Here is a 21,729-nt window from a genome sequence, read left to right on the forward strand (position 1 = left end):
ACCGACGATCGCCAGCAGCGCGCAGGCGCGCGCGGCCGAGCGCCGGTCCTCGATGGCGGCATTGAGCGCGATCACACCAAGGTACAGGAACAACAGGACCAGCTCCGAGGTCAGGCGCGCGTCCCAGACCCAGTAGGTGCCCCACATCGGCTTGCCCCACAGGCTGCCGGTGGCCAGCGCCAGGAAGGTGAAGCTGGCGCCCAGCGGCGCCGAGCTGGTGATCCAGACCTCGGCCAGCTTCATGCGCCAGACCAGCGCCACCACGCCGGCCACGGCCATGGTCACGTACACGAACAGCGACAGCCAAGCGCTGGGTACGTGGACATAAATGATGCGAAACCCCTCGCCTTGCTGATAGTCCGCCGGTGCCAGCACGAGCCCGCCATACAGTCCCCAGGCCATCGATGCGGCAGTGGCCAGCGCCAGCCAGGGAATCAGCCTGCCCGCCAGCCAGTAAAAAGTCGGCGGCGAGCCCAGCTTGTGAAAGGCGGTCTTGATGATGGTCCACATGTTTATTGCATCACTCCACACTCAGCCGCAGCGCTGCGGCGATGGCCAGCGGCGCCAGGGTCAGCGCCAGCACCAGCATGGCGGCCATGAGCAGCATCGGCCCTTGCACCGGCAGGCCGTCGAGCGCCGCGGACACGCTGTTGGCGCCAAAGATCAGCACTGGCGTGTACAAAGGCAATACCAGCAGCGCCAGCAGCATGCCACCGCGCGGCAGGCCTACGGTCAGGGCCATGCCGATGGCGCCGACCAGACTCAAGACAGGCGTACCCAGCAGCAAGCCCAGGGTCAAGACCGGGATCACCTTCGGCGGCAGGCCCAGCACCAGCGCCAGCAGCGGCGATATGACCACCAGCAGCAGCCCGCTGCTCAGCCAGTGCGCCAGCAGCTTGGCCAAGACCAGCCAGGCGGTCGGATAGGGGCTGAGCAGGATCTGCTCGAGGCTGCCGTCCTCGAAATCCGAGCGGAACAGCCGCTCCAACGCCAGCACGGTGCTGAGCAGTGCGGCGATCCAGAGGATCGCCGGCCCGTATCGGGCCAGCAGCTGCCCTTCGGGGCGTGTCCCGAGCGGGAACAGGCACACGATCATGACGAAGAACAGCAGGGGCAGGATGAGATCGCTACGCTGGCGCAGGCCAAGCTGCAGGTCACGCCGCAGCACGCCGGCAAATGCGGCCCTCGCGCTCATCGACCCAGCTCCAGTTGCCGCAGTCGTGCGCCGTCGCGGATCGGATGATGCGTGGTCAAGACCACCATGCCGCCGTCGCCGGCATGCGCGAACAGCGCCTGCTCGAAGTCCGTGCGCGCGGCCTGATCCAGGCCGGTGAGCGGTTCGTCCAGAATCCACAGGGGCGTGTCCTGCATCAGCAGGCGCGCCAGCGCGACACGGCGCAGCTGCCCGGTGGACAGCTGCCGACAGGGCCGGTCCGCATAGGTGTCCAGGCGCAGCAGTTCCAAGGCCTGCGCCGCGGAGCGGCGCTGGCCACGTGCCAGGCAGCGCGCGAAGGCCAGGTTCTCGCGCGGGCTGAGGTCGAGCTTGAGTCCGGACTGGAAACCCAGGTAGGACAGCGACTCGGTGTAGGCGTCATCGGCCTCGGCAATGGGCCGTCCCTGCCAGCGGACCGAGCCTGCGTCCGGCGCGCGCAGCCCGCAGAGGATGCGCAGCAGCGTGGTCTTGCCGCTGCCGTTGGCGCCGACCACCTGCAGGACCTCGCCGACGCGCAGCTCGAAGGACAGGCCCGCGAACAGCTGGCGTCCGCCGCGCCGGCAGGCCAGTGAATCGGCGCTGAGGCCTTCGGGTGCGGGATTCATGCGTGCGCAGTCCTGCGGGCCTGCTCGGCTGTCGATGGTGCCCGGGGCCGGACTCGAACCGGCACGGCCTTGCGGCCGAGGGATTTTAAGTCCCTTGCGTCTACCAATTTCGCCACCCGGGCTGTCACTACGTGCACGCGATATTGGCAGAAACACACCCCCTTAGTTAGGGGTCGCCAGCCCTCTGTGATGGCTGGCGGGGGCATGGGAACCCATCGGAGGCAAGGCCTCCATCACAAAGCCGCGGCTGCGCGGCTTTGTGATGGAGGCTCGGGCCGGAATTGAACCGACGTACGCGGATTTGCAGTCCGCTGCATCACCACTCTGCCACCGAGCCGATTCCGGGGCCTCTTAAACCAAAAACCCCGTTCCACGTGATTCCTGCCGGAACGGGGTTGGCGTTGCTTGTGAAAACTGGAGCGGGAAACGAGGCTCGAACTCGCGACCTCAACCTTGGCAAGGTTGCGCTCTACCAACTGAGCTATTCCCGCGCGTCTTTCCCTGCAAAAAACAAACTTGAATCGAGCGCGTTATTTTAGGTCGCCCCCCCGTACTGTCAAGTTTTGGCCGGGTACTCGCCCTTGAGCATGGGCCAGGCGGCCTTGAGATACATGACCATCGACCAGACGGTCAGCACTGCCGCGAGCCACAGACAGGCCAGTCCGATGCGATAGATGCTGTAGCCGTAGACCGTGCCCTTGAGCAGCATCAGGCCGATGGCGATCATCTGCATCGCCGTCTTGTATTTGCCGATCGTACTGACCGCAACATGCGTGCGCTGGCCGAGTTCGGCCATCCACTCCCGCAGCGCGCTGATGGTGATCTCACGGCCGATGATCACCAGCGCCGGCAGCATGACGATGGCACGCGGATCGGCGTAGATCAGCATGACCAGTGCCGCCGCCACCATCAGCTTGTCCGCAACCGGATCGAGGAAGGCACCGAACGGTGAGGTCTGCTTGAGCCGGCGCGCCAGCCAGCCGTCGAACCAGTCGGTGATCGCCGCGGCCGTGAAGATGCCTGCCGCCAGCCAGTCGGGATGCCGTTCACCGGCGAACAGCACCACGACCAGAACTGGAATCGCCATTACGCGCAGCAGGGTGAGCCAGGTTGGCAGGTTGAGGCGCATCAGGCGTGTTCGTGGAAGTGGTCGTATATTTTCTGGGCCAGCGTGGTACTGATGCCCTCGACGCGTGCGATCTCCTCGACACTGGCGCGGGACAGCTGCCGGATACCTCCGAAAGCCTTGAGCAGCCGCTGGCGGCGGGCCGGACCCAGTCCGCCGATATCCTGCAGCGCCGAGCGCGTGCGCGACTGCTCGCGCCGGCGGCGGTGGCCGCTGAGCGCGAAGCGGTGCGCTTCGTCGCGAATCTGCTGGATCAGATGCAGCGCCGGGGAGTCGGCCGGCAGTATAAGAGGCGACCTCTGCCCCGGCAACACGAGCTGCTCCAGGCCGGGCTTGCGGCTGGGCCCCTTGGCCACGGCCAGCAGCTGTACGCCGTCGATCTCCAGTTCCTGTAATGCCGCCAGGCCCTGGGCGAGCTGACCTGCGCCACCGTCGATGAGTAACAGGTCGGGAATGCGGCCCTCGCCTTTCTTCAGGCGGGCAAAACGCCGCCCGATGGCCTGGCGCAGGGCCGCGTAGTCGTCACCCGGCTGCACAGCCTCGATGTTGAAGCGCCGGTAGCCGGCCTTGTCCGGTGCGCCATGGCTGAACACGACGCAGCTTGCGACGGTGCGCTCTCCGCCGGTGTGGCTGATGTCGAAGCACTCGATGCGCTGCGGGGGCGACTCGAGCCCCAGTGCCGCCTGGAGGCTCTGTAACCGCTCTTCGGTCGTGACCCGGCTGGCCAGCCGGGCCGTGAGGGCCTGGGACAGGGTCGCCTGGGCGATCTGCAGCAGCCGCTGGCGCGCGCCCCGCGGCCGCGTGACCAGGCGGATGCGCCGGCCGCTACGCGCCGACAGGGCCTGCTCCAGCAGCGTGCGTTCGGGCAACGCCTGCGACAGCAGAATCTCGCGCGGCGGCGGCTGGTCGAGATAATGCTGACTGAGGAAGGCGCTCAACAGCTCGGCAGTGTCGGCGCCGACCGGCATTTGCGGGAAAAAGCTGCGGTGCCCGAAGTTCAGGCGATTGCGCACCGAGACGATCACCACGCCGCCCACGCCCTCACGGATTTCGGCCGCCAGCACGTCGCAGTCGGTGGTGCCGCCCGCCTGCAACGGCTGCTCCTGCAGGCGGCGGATGGCGGCGATCTGTTCGCGGTAGCGGGCCGCCTGTTCGAATGCCAGCGTGGCCGATGCCTGCTCCATGCGCCGTACCAAGTCCTGCATGACGGCTTCGGCCTTGCCGTCCAGCAAGCGGGCGGCGTCGTCCACGTCCCGCGCATAGTCCGCCCGTCTGACGAGACCGACGCAGGGTGCGCTACAGCGCTTGATCTGATATTGCAGGCAGGGACGGCTGCGGTGCGCGAAGAAACTGTCCTCGCACTGGCGGATACGAAACAGCTTGTGCAGCGCGTCCTGCATTTCACGCACCGCACCGGCATTGGGGTACGGGCCGAAATAGCGCCCCGGCCGGCGTTGCGCGCCGCGGTGGAAGGCCAGCCGCGGGAAGGGATGGTCGCCGGACAGGAACAGGTAGGGATAGCTCTTATCGTCGCGGAACACGACGTTGTAGCGCGGCCGCTCTGCCTTAATGAGGTTGCTCTCCAGCAGCAATGCCTCATCCTCGGTCTGGGTGACCGTGACCTCGATACGCGCAACCTGCCCCACCAGCGCCTGGGTCTTGGCATCCGTGGCCGAACGCGTGAAATAGCTGGACACGCGTCGTTTGAGATTGCGTGCCTTGCCGACGTACAAAGTGCCGCCGGCGGCATCGAGCATGCGATACACGCCCGGGCGACTGGTCAGCTGATTCAGAAAAGCATCGAGATCGAAGTCACCGGCCACCGGCATGATGGACGGCTGTCCGCGGAGTTCCAACCCGCCCTCAGGTGCCGTAACGGTCGGCGTTCGCGTCCTCGAGCAGGCCGAAGCGCATGGCCAGTCGTGTCAGCTCCACGTCGTTGTCGACGCGCAGCTTCTCGAACAGGCGGTGGCGGTAGGTGCTGACTGTCTTCGGGCTCAGGTGCAGCTGCTCGGAGATCTCGCGCACGCTGCAGCCGTTGAGCACCATCATGACCACCTGCATCTCGCGCTGGGACAGGCTCGAGAACGGCGACTCGTTGCCGGTCTGCATCAGGCTGGCCGCCAGGTTACCGGCGATTTCCGGCGAGATGTAGCGCCGGCCTGCAGCGACCTGGCGCACCGCCGCCAGTACTTCTTCCGCCGGCGAGTCCTTGCTGAGATAGCCCATTGCGCCGGCCGCGAGGATCTGGCTCGGATAGGGTTCGCGGGAATGCATGGAGACGGCCAGGATCTTGAGCCCGGCGTGATGCTGGGTCAGCCGCCGGGTGGCCTCCAGGCCGCCCATGCCCGGCATGTTGATGTCCATGAGCACGACGTCCGGGAGGCATTCGCGCGCGAAGCTCAGGGCCTCTTCGCCGCTTCTGGCCTCGGCAATGACCTCGATGCCCTCGGCCGCATCCAGGATGCGCCGCAGGCCGGCCCGCACCAGGGCGTGATCGTCGACCAGCATTACCGTTATCATGTCCGTCCGCATGGCTGTCGGGTCTGTCGCGCAGGCCCCTCCTCCCGCCGCGAAGACCTCCGATATTAGCACCGGCACCCCATGCCTGCGCAGCGCCGCCAAAAGGAAAGGGCCGCACACGGCGGCCCTGTCCAATTGCTGGGAAACGGCGTCGCGCCCGTCAGTGAAACTGCTCTTCCTCGGTCGAGCCGGTCAGCGCCTTGACGCTACTGGACCCGCCCTGGATCACCGTGGTGACGTCGTCGAAATAGCCGGCACCCACTTCCTGCTGGTGCGAGACAAAGGTGTAGCCCTGCTCACGCGCCTTGAACTCCGGCTCCTGCACCATCTCCACGTAGTGCTTCATGCCTTCGCCGCGTGCGTAGTTGTACGCGAACTTGAACGTGTTGAACCAGTTGATATGGATACCGGCCAGCGTGATGAACTGGTACTTGTAGCCCAGCGCCGACAGCTCGTCCTGGAACCTGGCGATGGTCTTGTCGTCCAGGTTCTTCTTCCAGTTGAACGAGGGCGAGCAGTTGTAGGACAGCAGCTTGCCCGGGTACTTGGCGTGGATGGCCTGCGCGAACTCGCGTGCGAAGCCGAGATCCGGCGTACCGGTCTCGCACCACACCAGGTCGGCATACGGCGCGTAGGCGACGCCGCGCGAGATCGCCTGTTCGAGACCGTTCTTGACGCGGAAGAAGCCTTCCTGGGTGCGCTCACCGGTGAGGAAGGGTTTGTCGTTGGCGTCATGGTCCGAGGTCAGCAGGTTGGCAGCCTCGGCGTCGGTGCGCGCGAGGACGATCGTCGGCACGCCCATGACGTCGGCGGCGAAACGCGCCGCCACCAGCTTCTCGATGGCTTCCTGGGTCGGCACCAGCACCTTGCCACCCATGTGGCCGCACTTCTTCACGGCGGCCAGCTGGTCCTCGAAGTGCACGCCGGCGGCGCCTGCGGCGATCATGTTCTTCATCAGCTCGAAGGCGTTGAGCACGCCGCCGAAGCCGGCTTCGGCGTCGGCCACGATCGGCAGGAAGTAGTCGATGTATTCCTTGTCGCCGGGGCCGATGCCGCGCGACCACTGGATCTCGTCGGCGCGCTTGAAGGTGTTGTTGATGCGACGGACCATCGTCGGCACCGAGTCATACGCGTACAGTGACTGGTCCGGGTACATGGTCTCGGAGGTATTGCCGTCGGCGGCGACCTGCCAGCCGGACAGGTACACGGCCTCCAGGCCGGCCTTGGCCTGCTGCATCGCCTGGCCGGCGGTGATCGCGCCGAAGGCATTCACGTAACCCTTCTTGGCGCCGCCGTTGACCAGCTTCCAGAGCTTCTCGGCACCACGCTTGGCCAGCGTGTACTCGATCTGCAGGCTGCCACGCAGGCGGACCACGTCGGCGGCCGAGTAGGCCCGCTTGATGCCCTTCCAGCGGGGATTGGTCGCCCAGTCCTTCTCCAGGGCCTTGATCTGCTCGTCTCTGCTGCTCATTTCAGGGGATCCTCAGGGGTTACGGAAGGTAGTCGTAGGCCGGCAGGGTCAGGAAGTCCGCGCACTCGGGGTCGGTGCACAGGCGGTCCATGATGGCCTTGGCTTCGGTGAAGCGGCCTTTGGCGAAGCGTTCGTCGCCGACTTCTCGGCGGATATTGTCCATTTCCTCGTCCAGGATCTGGCGGAACAACTCGACCGTGACCTTGCGGCCGTCGGTCAGTACGCCAGTCGGGTGCTTGATCCACTGCCAGACCTGGGTGCGCGAGATTTCGGCAGTGGCGGCATCCTCCATCAGGTTGTAGAGCGGCACGCAGCCGTTACCCGAAATCCAGGCCTCGATGTATTGCACGCCGACGCTGATGTTGTTGCGCAGGCCACCCTCGGTGATGTCGCCCTTGGGCACGTCCAGCAGGTCTTTCGCAGTGACATGCACGTCCTCGCGCAGCACGTTCAGCTGATTGGGACCGGGCATGAAGCGGTCGAAGACCTCGGTGGCCACCTGGGCCAGGCCGGGGTGCGCGATCCAGGTGCCGTCATGGCCGTTCTTGGCCTCGCGCTCCTTGTCGGCGCGTACCTTGGCAAAAGCCTTTTCGTTGGCCTCGGCGTTGTCCTTGACCGGGATGAAGGCGGCCATGCCGCCCATGGCCATGGCGCCGCGACGATGGCAGGTCTTGATGAGGAGTTGTGAATACGAGCTCAGGAAGTGCCGGTCCATACCGACCGAATGACGGTCCGGCATGATCTTGTCCGGGTGGTTACGGAACTTCTTGATGAAGCTGAAGATGTAGTCCCAGCGGCCGCAGTTGAGCCCCACGATGTGGTCGCGCAGCTCGTACAGGATCTCGTCCATCTCGAACACGGCCAGGATGGTCTCGATCAGCACCGTCGCTTTGATGGTGCCGCGGGCGATGCCAAGCGCATCCTGGGCGTCGTTGAACACGTCGTTCCACAGCCGCGCTTCCAGATGACTTTCCATCTTCGGCAGGTAGAAATACGGTCCGGTACCCTTGGCCAGCAGCTTCTTGGCGTTGTGGAAGAAGAACAGCCCGAAATCGAACAGCGCGCCGGGGATGACCTCGCCGTCCAGCTTCACGTGCTTCTCCGGCAGGTGCCAGCCGCGCGGGCGCACGATCAGCGTCGCGATCTTGTCCTTGAGTCGATACTGTTTACCCTCGGGGCTCGTGAACGAAATGCTGCCGTCCACCGCATCGCGCAGGTTGATCTGGCCCTCGACCAGCCCGTGCCAGGTCGGCGATTGCGAGTCCTCGAAATCCGCCATGAAGCACTTCACCGGCGCGTTCAGGGCGTTGATGATCATCTTGCGGTCCACCGGACCGGTGATCTCGACGCGGCGATCCTGCAGGTCGGCAGGGATACCGGCGATTTTCCAGTTGCCCTCGCGCACCGACTGGGTTTCCGGCAGGAAGTCCGGCAGCTTTCCGGCATCGATTTCCTTGGCGCGTTTCTGGCGCGCGGCCAGCAGCTCTTTGAGGCGTGGGCGGTGCTTGCGCACCAGCTGCACGACGAAGGCCAGGGCCTCGTGGGTGAGGATGGCATCGTACTCGGGCTTGATCGGACCCAGAATCTCGGCCCCGCCCCGGTTCACGGCTGTCGGCGTCATCGTGATTGTCTCTTCCCCATTTCGGTTGGTGTACGCACGAACGGACACGGCCCTGGCAGCGGGCGGAATCCGTTCGATCTCATGGAAATCCCCGCGTCCGGCGCCCATCGCGGGGCGGCGCGCGCCAAACGGGCGCGTATTATAGCGGCTTCGTCCGCGTTTGGCATGGCTGAACTGCATGAAGCTGCTGGCTTTTAACAAACCCTACGGCGTGCTGTGCCAGTTCACGGACGCCGCCGGGCGCCCGACGCTGCGTGATTACCTGCCGGTGCCCGACGTCTACCCCGCCGGACGACTCGACCTGGACAGCGAGGGCCTGGTCTTGCTTACCGATGATGGCGTGTTACAGGCCCGCATCACGGATCCGTGTCACGCCCTCTGGAAACGCTACCTGGTGCAGGTGGAGGGTCAGCCGGCGCCCGCCGCGCTGGACCGGCTCCGGCAGGGCGTGATCCTGGAGGGGCGTCGCACGCGCCCGGCGCGGGCCCGACTCGTCACGGAGCCCGACTGGCTGTGGCCACGCGATCCGCCCGTGCGCTTCCGCCAATCGGTGCCGACCCGCTGGCTCGAGCTGGAAATCCATGAAGGCCGCAACCGCCAGGTGCGACGCATGACGGCCGCGGCCGGCCATCCGACCCTGCGCCTGGTCCGGTTGGCGATCGGGCCGGTCGGACTCGACGGGCTGTTGCCCGGCCAGTGGCGCCAACTGTCCACCGGCGAGGTCGGCCAACTGCTCGGCCGTGCAGGGGTGCGCGGTTATTCGTGAATCGGTCGCTCGGAGACGAGGATGCCATCGGCGTCTGCATACAGCCACGCGCCTGGCCGGAAGGTCACGCCCGCGAAGCTGAGCACGCGATCCGCTTGGGCACTGTGCAGGCCCTTCTCGCTCTTGCGCGGATGCAGGCCCAGTGCCTTCACCCCGATGGCCTGTGCGCCGATTTCCCCCGAGTCACGGATGTAGCCGTAGACGACAATGCCCGCCCAGTGGTTCCTGACCGCCAGCTGGCCGAGATTGCCGCCCACTACCGCGCAGCGGGGCGAGCCGCCGGCATCCACCACCAGCACCCTACCCTCGCCCGGCGTTTCCAGTGTGGCCCGCACCAGTGCGTTGTCCTCGAAGATCTTCAGCGTCTTGATCGGGCCATGAAAGGCGATCTTGCCGCCGAAGTCGCGGAATACCGGCTCGCAAACCTGGGCTTCGGGGTGGGCATCCGACAGATCGGTGGTCGCAAAAGTCATACGAGGCTCCTTCACTCAGCTATCGAAGGCCGCCCGGGCAAGACGCAATAGACCGCCCACACGGCGACCAGTAAGAACCCGATCAGCGTCCAGCCTGGCAGGGTGATGCCCAGCCAGATGCCCTCGACCGCGGCGCAGCTGCCCTCGCCTTTCAGCACGAAGGCCAGTGCGTCGCGCCAGGGCATGATCTTCATCAGGTGCTCCAGCGGCGGGCCGCAGGCCGGAACCTGGTCCGGCGGCAGGGATTGCAGCCAGACATGCCGGCCGGCAATGGCCGCGCCGACGCCAGCGGCCGCGAACGCCAGCGCGGAATACAGGTAACGACCCCAGCCCCTGGGGTCCTGCAGCGCGGCGCCCAGGAACACCAGCCCTGCGGCGATCATGGCCACGCGCTGCAGCACGCACAGCGGACAGGGGTCGAGTCCGCGCCCGTACTCCAGGTAGAGCGCGAAGCCCATGGCGCCCGCACAGGCCAGAAAGCCCACGAGGAAACGCCGGCGGATGGGAAGATTGAGTACGGCTGACAGCACGCGCGGCAGCTTAACGGCTCGTTTACGCGACAGCAATCCACTCTCTCTGACAGAATCCCGCTGAAAACGATCCACGCCAACCGGACAGGAACATGAGCCACGCGATTCGCATCAAGCACACCGGCGGACCCGAGGTCATGCAGTGGATGACCGTGACGGTCGGCGCGCCGGGCCCGGGCGAGGTACGCATCCGCAATACCGCCATCGGCCTGAATTTCATCGACTGTTACCACCGCAGCGGGCTGTATGCGCTGCCACTGCCCAGCGGCCTGGGCATGGAGGCAGTGGGTGTCGTGGAGGCGCTGGGCCGGGACGTGGAAGGGCTGCGCCCGGGTGACCGGGTCGCCACGATCGGGCCACCGGTTGGCGCTTATGCCGAGCAGCGGCTGATGCCCGCTGCGCGCGTGGTGCGGGTCCCGGACGGGGTGGATGACCGGACGGCCGCAGCCGCAATTTTCAAAGGCCTGACAGCGCACTACCTCATTTTTCGCACCTGGCCCGTGAAGTCCGGCGAGCGCATCCTGGTGCATGCCGCCGCCGGGGGCGTGGGCCAGATCCTATGCCAGTGGGCCCGCCAGCTCGGCGCTACGGTCATCGGCACGGTGGGCTCGGAAGAGAAGGCCGCGCTGGCCCTGAGCCGCGGCTGCCATCACGTGATCAATTACAACCGCGAGGACTTTGCCAGGCGGGTGCGCGAAATCACGCATGGCGAGGGTGTGGACGTGGTCTATGACTCGGTCGGTCAGGCGACCTTCGAGGGCTCTCTGGATTGCCTGCGGCCGATGGGTCTGTTGGCGAGCTTCGGCAACGCTTCCGGCCCGGTACCGCCCTTCGACCCGCTGGTGCTGATGAAGAAAGGCTCGCTGTACTTCACCCGTGCGAGTCTGATGGACTACACGAAAAAACGCGAGGATCTGGTGGCTGGCGCCAGTGCCGTGTTCGAAGCGTTGGCCAAAGGCATCATCCGGGTGGAGATCGGCCAGACCTATCCCCTGCGCGAGGCGGCACAGGCGCACGCCGACCTGGAAGCGAGAAAAACCACGGGTTCTACGCTGCTGATTCCGTGAAGGGCTCGGCGAGCCATTCGTGTAGGGAAGCCGCCAAGCCCTTCGCTCGCTCTTACTGAGCAGCCCGTCAAATAGTGCGTAACTTCCTGCCGTCATCCCGGCGCAGGCCGGGATCCAGTGCCTTTGCGGAATGGCGCAGAAAGTCACTGGATTCCGGCTTTCGCCGGAATGACGGAATCGGCCGGTATGTCCATCGAAGTGCGCACTATTTGGCAAGCTGATCAGTAAACTACGCCGCCACCACCGGAATCTTGCCGATCTTCGCTTGCCACTCCTTCGGCCCGGTCTGGTGCACCGACGTGCCCTGGCTGTCCACCGCCACCGTCACGGGCATGTCCTGGACCTCGAATTCGTAGATGGCCTCCATGCCCAGATCCTCGAAGCCGACCACCCTTGCCGCCTTGATCGCCTTGGCCACCAGATAGGCAGCGCCGCCGACGGCCATCAGATAAGCGCTCTTGTGTTTCCTGATCGCTTCGATGGCGGCCGGCCCGCGCTCGGCCTTGCCGACCATCGCGATCAGGCCAGTCTGCGCCAGCATCATTTCCGTGAACTTGTCCATGCGCGTGGCGGTGGTCGGACCGGCCGGGCCGACCACTTCGCCGCGCACCGGGTCCACCGGGCCGACGTAGTAGATCACGCGGTTGCTGAAGTCCACCGGCAGCTTCTCGCCACGCGCGAGCATGTCCTGGATGCGTTTGTGCGCGGCGTCGCGGCCGGTGAGCATCCGGCCGTTGAGCAGCAGGATCTGGCCGGGCTTCCAGCCCGCGACTTCCTCGCGCGTCAGCGTGTCGAGGTTCACGCGCGTCGCGACTTCGGTGTTCGCCTGCCAGGTGACCTGCGGCCAGTCTTCCAGGCGGGGAGCTTCCAGCCGCGCCGGGCCGGAGCCGTCCAGCTCGAAGTGCACGTGGCGCGTGGCGGCGCAGTTGGGGATCATTGCCACCGGCAGGTTCGCCGCGTGGGTCGGGTAGTCGAGAATCTTCACGTCCAGCACGGTGGTGAGGCCGCCCAGGCCCTGCGCGCCGATACCCAGTGCATTCACCTTGTCCATGAGTTCCAGCCGCAGCGCTTCGATGCGCGTGAGCGTGTCGCCGCGCGCGGCCCGGGCGCGCAGCGCGTGGATGTCCACCGGCGCCATGATCGCTTCCTTGGCCAGCAGCATCGCCTTCTCCGGCGTGCCGCCAATGCCGATGCCCAGGATCCCCGGCGGGCACCAGCCGGCGCCCATGGTCGGCACGGTTTTCAGCACCCAGTCCACGATCGAGTCGGAAGGGTTCAGCATCACGAATTTGCTCTTGGCCTCCGAGCCGCCGCCCTTGGCGGCGCAGATCACCTCGACATGATCGCCGGGGACGATCTCGTAATGCACGACGGCCGGCGTGTTGTCCTTCGTGTTGATCCGCTTGCCGGCCGGGTCGGCCAACACCGAGGCGCGCAGCTTGTTGTCGGGGTCGAGATAGGCGCGTCGCACCCCTTCATTGACCATATCCTGCACGGACAGCGTGGCGTCCCAGCGCACGTTCATGCCCACCTTCAGAAAGACCAGCGCGATACCGGTGTCCTGACAGATCGGCCGGTGGCCTTCCGCGCACAGGCGTGAGTTGGTCAGAATCTGCGCGATGGCATCCCTGGCCGCGGGCGATTCCTCGCGCGCATAGGCTTCGCCCAGCGCCCGGATGTAGTCCAGCGGGTGGTAATAGCTGATGTACTGGAAGGCATCCGCAATCGACTGGATGAAATCGTCCTGCCGGATCGTGGTCATGGGCTGTCCGCCTCAGTGCTGTGCGGCGCGAGCCGCTTGGATACCGCTCTGCATGATGCGGTCGGTCCAGGCGATGCCGATGGCCGACAGGATGAAGGCCATGTGGATGATGGTTTGCAGGATCACGCCCTCCTGGCTGGCGGTGGCGCATTTCACGCCGGCCTCCACCGCCGAGCAGAGCGGATAGGCGCCGACCATCCCGGCCTCGATGAAGGTCTTGAGGAGATGGATCGAGGAGATTCCGATGATCGCCATGGCCAGCTTGACTTTGAGCACCGAGGCGTTGACGTGGCTCAGCCACTCCGGCTGGTCCGGATGGCCCTGTAGCCGCAGGCGCGAGACGAAGGTCTCGTAGCCGCCCACGATCACCATCATCAGCAGGTTGGAGATCATCACCACGTCGATCAGCGCCAGCACGATCAGCATGACCTGCTGCTCGTTGAGGGCGAATGCGCCATGGATCAGATGCCAAAGCTCTTTGAGGAACAGCACCACGTACACGCCCTGGGCCACAATCAGACCCAGGTATAGCGGCAGCTGCAGCCAGCGGGAAGAGAAGATCAGGGACGGCAAGGGTCCGAGGGTCGGGACCTGGATCTGGGTTTCGGCCATGACGGATTCCGCACGAGGTTTACGAACGAGCGCGTCATTCTACAGGCTGCCGGCGGCGCCGGCAGCCTGTGACTGGCTTTCAACCGCCGGCGCCGCCCGGCCCTTGGATGCCGCCCTCGGTCAGCGCGACGGGATCCAGCAGCTTGCGCAGCGTGTCCTCGTCGAGCTTGGTGCTTTCGCGCGCGACGTCCAGCACCGGGCGTCCCTGCTTGTAGGCCTTCTTGGCGATCTCGGCGCCTTTCTCGTAGCCGATCACGGCATTGAGGGCGGTGATGAGGATGGGATTGCGGTCGAGCGCGCGCTGGATGTTGTCCCGGCGCACGCGGAAGCCCGCGACCGCCTTGTCCGCCAACAGGCGCGAGACATTCGCCAGCAGCTCGATGCTCTGGATCAGGTTGTGCGCAATCACCGGCAGCATGACATTGAGCTGGAAATTGCCGGAAGACGCCGCCACCGTGATCGCGGCATCATTGCCGATCACCTGCGCCGCCACCATGCAGGTGGCTTCCGGAATCACGGGGTTGACCTTGCCCGGCATGATGGAAGAGCCCGGCTGCAGCGCCGGCAGCTCGATCTCGCCCAGTCCGGCCAGCGGCCCCGAGTTCATCCAGCGCAGGTCGTTGGCGATCTTCATCAACGACACTGCCGTCACCTTCAGCTGCCCGGACAGCTCGGCGGCAGCGTCCTGCGCCGACAGGCTCTCGAAATAATCCGGGCTGGTGACGAACCGGATGCCGGTGCGCTTTGCCAATGCGCTGGCGAATTTCGCGCCGAATTCCGGATGTGCGTTGATGCCGGTGCCGACCGCGGTACCCCCCAGCGCCAGGGCCTGGATACGCGGCTGAGTGCCCTTCAGCCGTGCGATGTCGTTGCGAATCTGGCGCGCCCAGCCGCCCAGCTCCTGGTCGAAGCGCACGGGCATCGCATCCATCAGATGCGTGCGGCCGGTCTTGGTGATGCCCTTCAGACTGCGGGCCTTGCGCTCGATGGTCCTGGCCAGGTGCTCCAGGGCCGGCAACAGCCGTTCCTGCAAGCCCAGTGCCGCAGCGACGTGGATGGCGGTCGGGATGACGTCGTTGGAGGACTGGCCGTAATTGACGTGGTCGTTGGGGTGTACCCGGCTGCGCAGCCGCTTCGATGCGAGCGCGGCGATCACCTCGTTCGCATTCATGTTGCTGGAGGTGCCGGAGCCGGTCTGGAACACGTCCACCGGGAACTGCGCATCGTGCCGGCCATCGGCGACTTCCAGTGCGGCCTCGACGATGCGGCGCGCGATACGCGGGTGGAGCAGCCCGAGCGCCGCGTTCACCTCCGCCGCCGTAGCCTTGATCAGCCCCAGCGCGCGGATGAAGGCGCGCGGCATACGCTGGCCGCTGACCGGAAAGTTCTGCACCGCGCGCTGGGTTTGCGCCCCCCACAGGGCGGACGCCGGTACCTCGAGCGTACCCATGCTGTCCCGTTCGACGCGGAAGGGCCTCTGTTTCGCTCGTCGTCTGGCCATCGCGCACACCCCGCAAAAGCCCGGGTGAAGACGGGGTTTACGGTATCATTTGCGCGTTCACCCGCCCACTGCCGTCCAGCCGATGCCCATGAAACTGACGTCCCTGAGCGCCCTTTCGCCGATCGACGGCCGCTACGCCGACAAGACCTGGGATCTGCGCGAGATCTTCAGCGAGTACGGCCTGATCCGGCAGCGGGTCAAGGTCGAGGTGCGCTGGCTGCAGGCGCTGGCCGCACATGCCGGCGTCCCCGAGGTGCCGCCGCTGAGCGACAAGGCCGGCGGACTGCTGGACCAGCTGGTGGACGGCTTCGACATGAACGAGGCGCAGCGGGTCAAGGCGATCGAGGACAGCACCAACCACGACGTCAAGGCGGTCGAGTACTATCTCAAGGAGCGCATCGAGGGCAGCAAGGAGCTGCTGGCGGTCAGCGAGTTCTTCCACTTCGCCTGCACCTCCGAGGACATCACCAACCTCGCCTACGCCCTGATGCTGCGGGAGGCGCGCGAACGCTACCTGCTGCCGACCTGGGACGAGCTGATCGCTAAAATCCGCGAGCTGGCGCACGGCTGCGCCGACATGCCGATGCTGTCGCGGACCCATGGCCAGCCGGCCTCGCCCACGACCCTGGGCAAGGAAATGGCGATCTTCGTGCACCGGCTGCGCCGCCAGCGCGAGCAACTGGCCCGGGTCGAGATCCTGGGCAAGATGAACGGTGCGGTGGGCAACTACAACGCGCACCTGGCCGCCTATCCGGACGTGGACTGGGCCGCGCTCAGCCGGCGCTTCGTCGAGCAGCTGGGCCTGAACTGGAACCCGCACACCACGCAGATCGAGTCGCACGACTACATCGGCGAGTACTTCGCGGTGGTCGAGCGCTTCAATCTGATCCTGCTGGATTTCTGCCGCGACGTGTGGGGCTATATCTCGCTCGGTCACTTCCGCCAGCGTGCCGTCGCAGGCGAGGTGGGCTCGTCCACCATGCCGCACAAGGTCAACCCTATCGACTTCGAGAACGCCGAGGGCAACCTGGGCATGGCCAACGCCATCATGGGGCACCTGGCCGACAAGCTACCGGTCTCGCGCTGGCAGCGCGACCTGTCGGACTCCACCGTGCTGCGCAATCTCGGCGTCGGCATCGCGCACAGCGCCATCGCCTACCAGTCGGTGCTGCGCGGCATCGGCAAGCTGGAAGCCGACGAACAGGCGATGCGCGACGAGCTCAACCGGCACTGGGAAGTGCTGGGCGAGGCGGTGCAGACCGTCATGCGCCGCTACGGCATCGAAAAGCCCTACGAGAAGCTCAAGGAACTCACGCGCGGCCGTGAAGTGACGCAGGCGTCCCTGCGCGCCTTCATCGAATCGCTGGCGGTGCCTGCAGAAGCCAAACGCTACCTGCTGGCACTGCGGCCGGACACTTACACCGGCAACGCCGCACAGCAGGCGCGCTCGGTATAGACTCCGGTTCATGACCGAAGCAGAACCCGCTCCGACCCGCGAGCTCAACAGCCACATCGAATTCCGGGAGGCGGCCTGCGCGCTCGTGCGCGGTGCGCGCCTGCAGCTCAATATCCTGACTTACGCCTTCGAGCGCGAAATCTACGGCCATCCCGATTTCGTGCAGGCGGTGCAAAAGCTGGCCACCCAGCATGCGCGCGCCAGGGTGCGGATCCTGATCCACTCGCCCGACTGGGCCAGCCGCAGCGGCCACCGCCTCGTCGAGCTGGCCCGGCGGCTGTCCAGCTTCATCGAACTGCGCGAACTGAACGAACAGGACAAGCAGCTGACCGGCGAAGTGCTGATCGCGGACGAGAACGCCCTGCTCTATCGGGAATCGCCGGACACGATGCAGGCCCGTTACTTCCCCGATGACCCGCGCCAGGCGAGCCCATGGCTGCGCCGCTTCGAGGGGCTCTGGACCGGGGGCGAGATCGTGCAGGGCTTGCGCCGGCTGAATACTTGAGAATGCACTACGTGCAGGTATGCGTTCGCAGTCGCGAACGCACCCACAACACGCAAGACTCATTCTTCGGGTAGCACCGCTTCGAATCCGCGAATGGCCACGCGCAGCCGCTCCGGCACCGGCGCGGCCTTCTGCTGGCGATAGTCGAACCACACCACCACCGCGCGTGAGGTCGCCACCGGCGCATCCTCGCCCTGCACGAACATCGCGCATTCGAGCGTCAGGCTGCGCCCGCCGATCCTGAGCGTGCGCGTGGCGACGTCGAGCTGCGCCGGGTAGCGCAGCTGGCGGATGAAGCGGCACTGGATCTCGGCCAGGATCGGGCCCTCGCCGCCCCAGATGTCGGGATCGTTGCCCAGCAGCCGGTCGAAATAGGCAATGCGCCCGCTCTCGGCGTAGCGGAAGAAGATTACGTTGTTGACGTGTCCCAGCATGTCCATGTCGCCCCACTGCACCGGCAGCGGCGTGAAATGGCGAAACTGGCTGCGATCGCTCATGGCGTCAGGCTCTCCATTATCAGCCAGGCATCTTAGCAGCCCGCAGTACCTGACAGTTCCATGCCGTCAGGCTATGCTCAGCCTGCCGCAGCCCCGGCTGCATGCCCAACTGCAGGTGTCCCCATGGCGCAAGCCTCCCTCGGTGCGAACGATGCGTGGCAATGGATCGTGCGCGGCTGGCGGCTGTTCCTGAAGAACCCGGTGGTGTGGGTGGTCCTGACCCTGATCTACATCGTCAGTCTGTTCGTGCTCAACATGGTGCCGGTCGTCGGCGCGCTGCTGGCCGCGCTGCTGACGCCGGCCCTGATCGCCGGGCTGCTGTTCGGCGCCAGCGAACTGGACCAGGGCCGTGCGCTGGCGCCCGAGCATCTGTTCCGGGCCTTCCAGGACCAGCCGAGGCTGCTGCAGCTGGTACTGCTGGGGCTGGTGCCGCTGGCCGTCACGCTCCTGCAGAAAGGCGTGATGGGGCTGGCATTGCCGCAGGAACTGACGACGCTGGTGGGCCTCGTGCTATCCCTGGCCGGTGCCTGCACACTGCTGTTCGGGCTGCCGCTGGTCATGCTCGGCAACAAAACCGCTGTCGAGGCGGTGCCGGCCAGCCTGCGGGCCTGCCTGGCACAGCCGCTGGCGGTCGCGGTATTCCTCGGCCTGGCCCTGCTGTTGATGATTCTCGCGATGATCCCGCTCGGCCTGGGCCTGCTGGTCTACCTGCCCGTGATGGTCGGTGCGGTGTATGCCGGTTACCGCCAGGTGATCTGAGGCGCAGACATGGCCGCCGACCTCGAGGCGCACTACCGACGGACTGAATACTGCGTGCAGGCCGGCGCACGCCGGCTGGTGTTCAGCATCGACCGCCATGATGCCGGGGCCGAGGTCGCCCTCACCGCCGAGACCGGGGACTTCCGGCAATGGGCCATCGTCACCCCCTGCAACCCCGCCTCTGTCGCCCTGTGCGCGGAGGAGAATGCCGCGCGCCTGGAAAATTTCCGGCGCTGGCTGGAAACCTCGCCTTATCGCTGGCTGGACAGCCGTAATCGCGACCCGGACGGCGTCTGGCCGGACGAACCCGGCGCCCTCATTCTGGACATTCCGCTGGCAGCGGCCGAGGCCCTGGGCCGACAGTACGGGCAGAACGCCATCGTGCATGCCCGCTATGGAGAGCCCCCGCGGCTGCTATGGCTGACTGAGGCTTGAGTCAATCCTTCCGCTCGCTGTGCCCGAGGTCGCGCCCGGGTGCGATGCGGTCGCGCAGCGCCTGCTTGACGGCCTTGATCTCCGGAAAGCCGCCGTCCCGGGCGCGTGAGAACAGCAGTTCATCGCCCAGCCGGATTTCGAACACGCCGCCGGTGCCGGGCCGCAGCGCCACCTCGCCCAGTTCGTCCGGGAACGTGGTCAGCAGTTCCTGCGCCAGCCAGGCGGCGCGCAGCAGCCAGCGGCATTGGGTGCAGTAGCGGATTTCGACGCGCGGCCGGCTGTTCGCAGTCATGTGCCCGGGTCCAGGGCCGGCGACACGGGATAGCCCCGGATGAACTCCGGCGGCATACGTCGGGGCTTGCCACTGTCCAGATCGGCGCAGACGAACAGGGTGCGCCCGCGCAGCAGCGTTGCGCCGTCGTGTACACGTACCAGCTGGTAGCGCCGCCACAGGCTCAGCTTGCCGTCATTGCCGGTCAGCCAGGTGCCCGCTACCAGCTCGTCACCGGGGAAAGACGGGGCCAGGTAATCCAGTTCATGCCGACGCACGACCATGGCGCGCTTGAGCCGGTGGTACTCGGGCCAGTCCAGGCCCAGGGCCTTGGAATGCGCCCAGGCCACCTGCTCCAGCCAGCGCAGATAGGTCACGTTGTTGGTATGGCCCAGGACGTCCGTATCGCTTTCGGCGACCTTCAGGGACAGTTGGTAAGGATCAGGAAAATCCCATTTTATTTCAGACATCTGCGATTCCATTCCGAAGTCGCCTCCACACGGGGCCGGGACTCCCGCAGCTTGCGGGCCCTGCAAATGCGGACTAAAATGGTCCCATTAATATAAGTCCGCACACTGGCTATTGAATCCGTCATGCTGCGCCCGAGCAAGCTTGCCGATTACGCCACGGTCGTCATGACCGGCCTGGCCCGCGATCCGGAACGCCTGCGCAATGCCGCGGACCTGGCTGCCGATACCCACCTGTCGGTCCCCACGGTCAGCAAGGTGCTCAAGCGTCTGGCACGCGAGGGATTGCTGGTCTCCATCCGCGGCGCCCACGGCGGCTACCGGCTGGCGCGGCCACCGGCCGACATCACCATGGCCCAGATCATCGCCGCGCTGGAAGGCCCGCTGGGACTGACCGATTGCGCCGCGCACAACGGCCGCTGCGGCATCGAGTCGCTGTGCCAGGTGCGCGGCAACTGGCTGCGCATCAACCATGCCGTGCAGCGAGCGCTGGACGGCGTGACCCTGGCCGAGATGGCCGAACCCTTCCCGCCCCCGCCGCGCACGGAAGTGCCGCTGCGCCGGGCGCAGGCCCGAGGGACCTGACATGGCTACCCGCCCGCAGGATATCGAGGCGCTGGTCAAGCGCGAGTACAGCGCCGGCTTCGTCACCGAGCTGGACGCGGATACGCTGCCGCCCGGCCTCAACGAGGACGTCATCCGGCATATCTCGCACAAGAAGGAGGAGCCGGAGTGGCTGCTGGAATGGCGGCTGCAGGCCTATCGCCACTGGCTGACGATGCGCGAGCCGCGCTGGGCGCATGTCCACTACCCGCCCATCGATTACCAGGCGATCTCCTATTACTCCGCGCCCAAGACACTGAAGGACCGGCCCAAGAGCCTGGACGAGGTGGACCCGAAGCTGCTGGAAACCTACGCCAGGCTCGGCATCCCGCTGCGCGAGCAGGAGATCCTGGCCGGCGTGCAGAACGTTGCCGTGGACGCGGTGTTCGACAGCGTGTCGGTGGCCACCACCTTCAAGGAAAAACTCAAGGAAGCCGGCGTCATCTTCTGCTCCATCTCCGAAGCGGTACGCGAGCACCCGGAGCTGGTGCGCCCGTACCTGGGCAGCGTGGTGCCGACCGGCGACAACTTCTACGCGGCACTGAACTCCGCGGTGTTCACCGACGGCTCGTTCGTGTTCGTGCCCAAGGGCGTGCGCTGCCCGATGGAGCTGTCCACCTATTTCCGCATCAATGCCCAGAACACCGGCCAGTTCGAGCGTACCCTGATCGTGGCCGAAGAAGGCGCCTACGTGAGCTACCTCGAGGGCTGCACGGCGCCCAAGCGCGACGAAAACCAGCTGCACGCCGCGGTGGTGGAGCTGGTGGCGCTCGACGACGCCCAGATCAAGTATTCGACCGTGCAGAACTGGTATCCCGGCGACGAGAATGGCAAGGGCGGCATCTACAATTTCGTCACCAAGCGCGGCGACTGCCGCGGGCGCAACTCGAAGATCTCCTGGACCCAGGTCGAGACCGGCTCGGCCATCACCTGGAAGTACCCGAGCTGCATCCTGCGCGGCGAGGGCTCGGTCGGCGAGTTCTACTCCGTGGCGCTGACCAACAACTACCAGCAGGCCGATACCGGCACCAAGATGATCCACATAGGGTCGAATACCCGCTCGACGATCATCTCCAAGGGCATCTCCGCCGGCCATGGCCAGCAGGCCTATCGCGGTCTGGTCAAGATCCTGCCGAGTGCGGAGAACGCGCGCAATTTCACCCAGTGCGACAGCCTGCTGATCGGCGACCACTGCGGTGCGCATACCTTCCCGTATACCGAGGTCAAGAACGCCAGCGCCCGGCTCGAGCACGAGGCCACCACCAGCAAGATCGGCGAGGACCAGCTGTTCTACTGCCGCTCGCGCGGCCTGTCCGAGGAAGACGCGGTCAACATGATCGTCAACGGCTTTTGCAAGCAGGTGTTCAAGGAACTGCCGATGGAGTTCGCCGTCGAGGCACAGAAGCTACTGAGCGTGTCGCTGGAAGGCGCCGTGGGTTGAAAGACTAATGTCCGCAAATCAACGC

General features: G+C 66.0%; 24 protein-coding genes and 3 tRNA genes. 8 read left to right on the forward strand and 19 right to left on the reverse strand.

What is annotated here, in order from left to right; all coding sequences use genetic code 11:
• The 11 genes from ccsA to aceB form a co-directional block, all read right to left on the reverse strand.
• A partial coding sequence (gene ccsA, locus VNJ47_01155; protein ID HXG27443.1) for a cytochrome c biogenesis protein CcsA occupies positions 1-510 on the reverse strand: 510 nt, incomplete at its 3' end.
• Positions 511-520: 10 nt separating this feature from the next.
• A complete protein-coding gene (gene ccmB / locus VNJ47_01160) occupies positions 521-1,195 on the reverse strand; it encodes a heme exporter protein CcmB (GenBank protein ID HXG27444.1) in 675 nt (224 codons plus the stop codon).
• On the reverse strand, positions 1,192-1,818 hold the full coding sequence (gene ccmA / locus VNJ47_01165; GenBank protein HXG27445.1) for a cytochrome c biogenesis heme-transporting ATPase CcmA: 627 nt from the start codon (positions 1,816-1,818) through the stop codon (positions 1,192-1,194). The genes ccmB and ccmA overlap by 4 nt, the downstream gene beginning before the upstream one ends.
• 35 nt (positions 1,819-1,853) lie before the next feature.
• Positions 1,854-1,940 (reverse strand) — tRNA-Leu (locus VNJ47_01170).
• A 141-nt stretch (positions 1,941-2,081) separates the two neighbouring features.
• A tRNA-Cys gene (locus tag VNJ47_01175) sits at positions 2,082-2,155 on the reverse strand.
• Positions 2,156-2,233: 78 nt separating this feature from the next.
• Positions 2,234-2,309: transfer RNA gene (locus VNJ47_01180), tRNA-Gly, on the reverse strand.
• 65 nt (positions 2,310-2,374) lie between these two features.
• Positions 2,375-2,947 (reverse strand): CDP-diacylglycerol--glycerol-3-phosphate 3-phosphatidyltransferase, encoded by a 573-nt coding sequence (pgsA, locus tag VNJ47_01185; GenBank protein ID HXG27446.1) that lies wholly within the window; start codon positions 2,945-2,947, stop codon positions 2,375-2,377.
• A complete protein-coding gene (gene uvrC / locus VNJ47_01190; protein ID HXG27447.1) occupies positions 2,947-4,773 on the reverse strand; it encodes an excinuclease ABC subunit UvrC in 1,827 nt (608 codons plus the stop codon). Before uvrC ends, pgsA begins: the two co-directional genes overlap by 1 nt.
• A 34-nt stretch (positions 4,774-4,807) precedes the next feature.
• A complete protein-coding gene (gene uvrY, locus VNJ47_01195; protein HXG27448.1) occupies positions 4,808-5,467 on the reverse strand; it encodes a UvrY/SirA/GacA family response regulator transcription factor in 660 nt (219 codons plus the stop codon).
• Between the two features lie 160 nt (positions 5,468-5,627).
• Positions 5,628-6,938: an isocitrate lyase gene (gene aceA / locus VNJ47_01200; GenBank protein ID HXG27449.1), complete on the reverse strand. Its 1,311-nt coding sequence runs from the start codon at positions 6,936-6,938 to the stop codon at positions 5,628-5,630.
• 19 nt (positions 6,939-6,957) lie between these two features.
• The gene (gene aceB, locus VNJ47_01205) at positions 6,958-8,559 is read right to left on the reverse strand and encodes a malate synthase A (protein HXG27450.1); all 1,602 of its coding nucleotides are present in this window, start codon (positions 8,557-8,559) and stop codon (positions 6,958-6,960) included.
• Between the two features lie 178 nt (positions 8,560-8,737).
• On the opposite strand from aceB, the gene VNJ47_01210 reads away from it, so the two are divergent.
• Positions 8,738-9,325: a pseudouridine synthase gene (locus VNJ47_01210; GenBank protein ID HXG27451.1), complete on the forward strand. Its 588-nt coding sequence runs from the start codon at positions 8,738-8,740 to the stop codon at positions 9,323-9,325.
• On the opposite strand, the gene rraA is transcribed toward VNJ47_01210, so the two are convergent.
• Positions 9,316-9,798 (reverse strand): ribonuclease E activity regulator RraA, encoded by a 483-nt coding sequence (gene rraA / locus VNJ47_01215; protein HXG27452.1) that lies wholly within the window; start codon positions 9,796-9,798, stop codon positions 9,316-9,318. The two genes, VNJ47_01210 and rraA, sit on opposite strands and share 10 nt — an antisense overlap.
• Positions 9,799-9,809: 11 nt before the next feature.
• A complete protein-coding gene (locus tag VNJ47_01220; protein HXG27453.1) occupies positions 9,810-10,328 on the reverse strand; it encodes a disulfide bond formation protein B in 519 nt (172 codons plus the stop codon).
• A 92-nt stretch (positions 10,329-10,420) separates the two neighbouring features.
• Between VNJ47_01220 and VNJ47_01225 the strand changes: the two genes are divergently transcribed.
• Positions 10,421-11,395, forward strand: coding sequence for a quinone oxidoreductase (locus VNJ47_01225; protein ID HXG27454.1), 975 nt, complete (start codon positions 10,421-10,423; stop codon positions 11,393-11,395).
• 229 nt (positions 11,396-11,624) lie between these two features.
• Here VNJ47_01225 and VNJ47_01230 read toward each other — a convergent pair whose 3' ends face one another.
• The 3 genes from VNJ47_01230 to VNJ47_01240 all read right to left on the reverse strand — a co-directional run bounded on the left by VNJ47_01230 (position 11,625) and on the right by VNJ47_01240 (position 15,270).
• The gene (locus VNJ47_01230) at positions 11,625-13,157 is read right to left on the reverse strand and encodes a fumarate hydratase (GenBank protein ID HXG27455.1); all 1,533 of its coding nucleotides are present in this window, start codon (positions 13,155-13,157) and stop codon (positions 11,625-11,627) included.
• A gap of 12 nt (positions 13,158-13,169) precedes the next feature.
• The gene (locus tag VNJ47_01235; GenBank protein ID HXG27456.1) at positions 13,170-13,769 is read right to left on the reverse strand and encodes a TIGR00645 family protein; all 600 of its coding nucleotides are present in this window, start codon (positions 13,767-13,769) and stop codon (positions 13,170-13,172) included.
• Between the two features lie 79 nt (positions 13,770-13,848).
• Complete coding sequence (locus VNJ47_01240) at positions 13,849-15,270, reverse strand: class II fumarate hydratase (protein ID HXG27457.1); 1,422 nt, start codon at positions 15,268-15,270, stop codon at positions 13,849-13,851.
• A gap of 88 nt (positions 15,271-15,358) precedes the next feature.
• Here VNJ47_01240 and purB point away from each other — a divergent pair, with 88 nt between their 5' ends.
• Together purB and VNJ47_01250 are read left to right on the forward strand one after the other, a co-directional pair.
• Positions 15,359-16,726, forward strand: coding sequence for an adenylosuccinate lyase (purB, locus tag VNJ47_01245; GenBank protein ID HXG27458.1), 1,368 nt, complete (start codon positions 15,359-15,361; stop codon positions 16,724-16,726).
• Between the two features lie 10 nt (positions 16,727-16,736).
• Positions 16,737-17,231 carry a hypothetical protein gene (locus tag VNJ47_01250; protein ID HXG27459.1) on the forward strand — a complete coding sequence of 165 codons (495 nt, stop codon included), beginning with the start codon at positions 16,737-16,739 and terminating at the stop codon, positions 17,229-17,231.
• A 59-nt stretch (positions 17,232-17,290) separates the two neighbouring features.
• On the opposite strand, the gene VNJ47_01255 is transcribed toward VNJ47_01250, so the two are convergent.
• Positions 17,291-17,728: a thioesterase family protein gene (locus tag VNJ47_01255; protein ID HXG27460.1), complete on the reverse strand. Its 438-nt coding sequence runs from the start codon at positions 17,726-17,728 to the stop codon at positions 17,291-17,293.
• Positions 17,729-17,851: 123 nt separating this feature from the next.
• Between VNJ47_01255 and VNJ47_01260 the strand changes: the two genes are divergently transcribed.
• Positions 17,852-18,487, forward strand: a complete 636-nt coding sequence (locus VNJ47_01260; GenBank protein ID HXG27461.1) for a BPSS1780 family membrane protein — start codon at positions 17,852-17,854, stop codon at positions 18,485-18,487.
• Between the two features lie 9 nt (positions 18,488-18,496).
• Entirely contained in the window at positions 18,497-18,922 is a 426-nt protein-coding gene (locus VNJ47_01265; protein HXG27462.1) for a DUF3293 domain-containing protein, read from the forward strand.
• A 1-nt stretch (position 18,923) separates the two neighbouring features.
• On the opposite strand, the gene VNJ47_01270 is transcribed toward VNJ47_01265, so the two are convergent.
• Positions 18,924-19,214 (reverse strand): SelT/SelW/SelH family protein, encoded by a 291-nt coding sequence (locus tag VNJ47_01270; protein HXG27463.1) that lies wholly within the window; start codon positions 19,212-19,214, stop codon positions 18,924-18,926.
• Positions 19,211-19,663 (reverse strand): thioesterase family protein, encoded by a 453-nt coding sequence (locus tag VNJ47_01275; GenBank protein ID HXG27464.1) that lies wholly within the window; start codon positions 19,661-19,663, stop codon positions 19,211-19,213. Before VNJ47_01275 ends, VNJ47_01270 begins: the two co-directional genes overlap by 4 nt.
• Positions 19,664-19,786: 123 nt before the next feature.
• Here VNJ47_01275 and VNJ47_01280 point away from each other — a divergent pair, with 123 nt between their 5' ends.
• Positions 19,787-20,245: an SUF system Fe-S cluster assembly regulator gene (locus tag VNJ47_01280; GenBank protein HXG27465.1), complete on the forward strand. Its 459-nt coding sequence runs from the start codon at positions 19,787-19,789 to the stop codon at positions 20,243-20,245.
• A 1-nt stretch (position 20,246) separates the two neighbouring features.
• On the forward strand, positions 20,247-21,704 hold the full coding sequence (gene sufB, locus VNJ47_01285) for a Fe-S cluster assembly protein SufB (protein HXG27466.1): 1,458 nt from the start codon (positions 20,247-20,249) through the stop codon (positions 21,702-21,704).
• The last annotated feature ends 25 nt before the right edge of the window (positions 21,705-21,729 follow it).

It is taken from the genome of Nevskiales bacterium (genome assembly GCA_035574475.1).
Classification (GTDB): domain Bacteria; phylum Pseudomonadota; class Gammaproteobacteria; order Nevskiales; family DATLYR01; genus DATLYR01.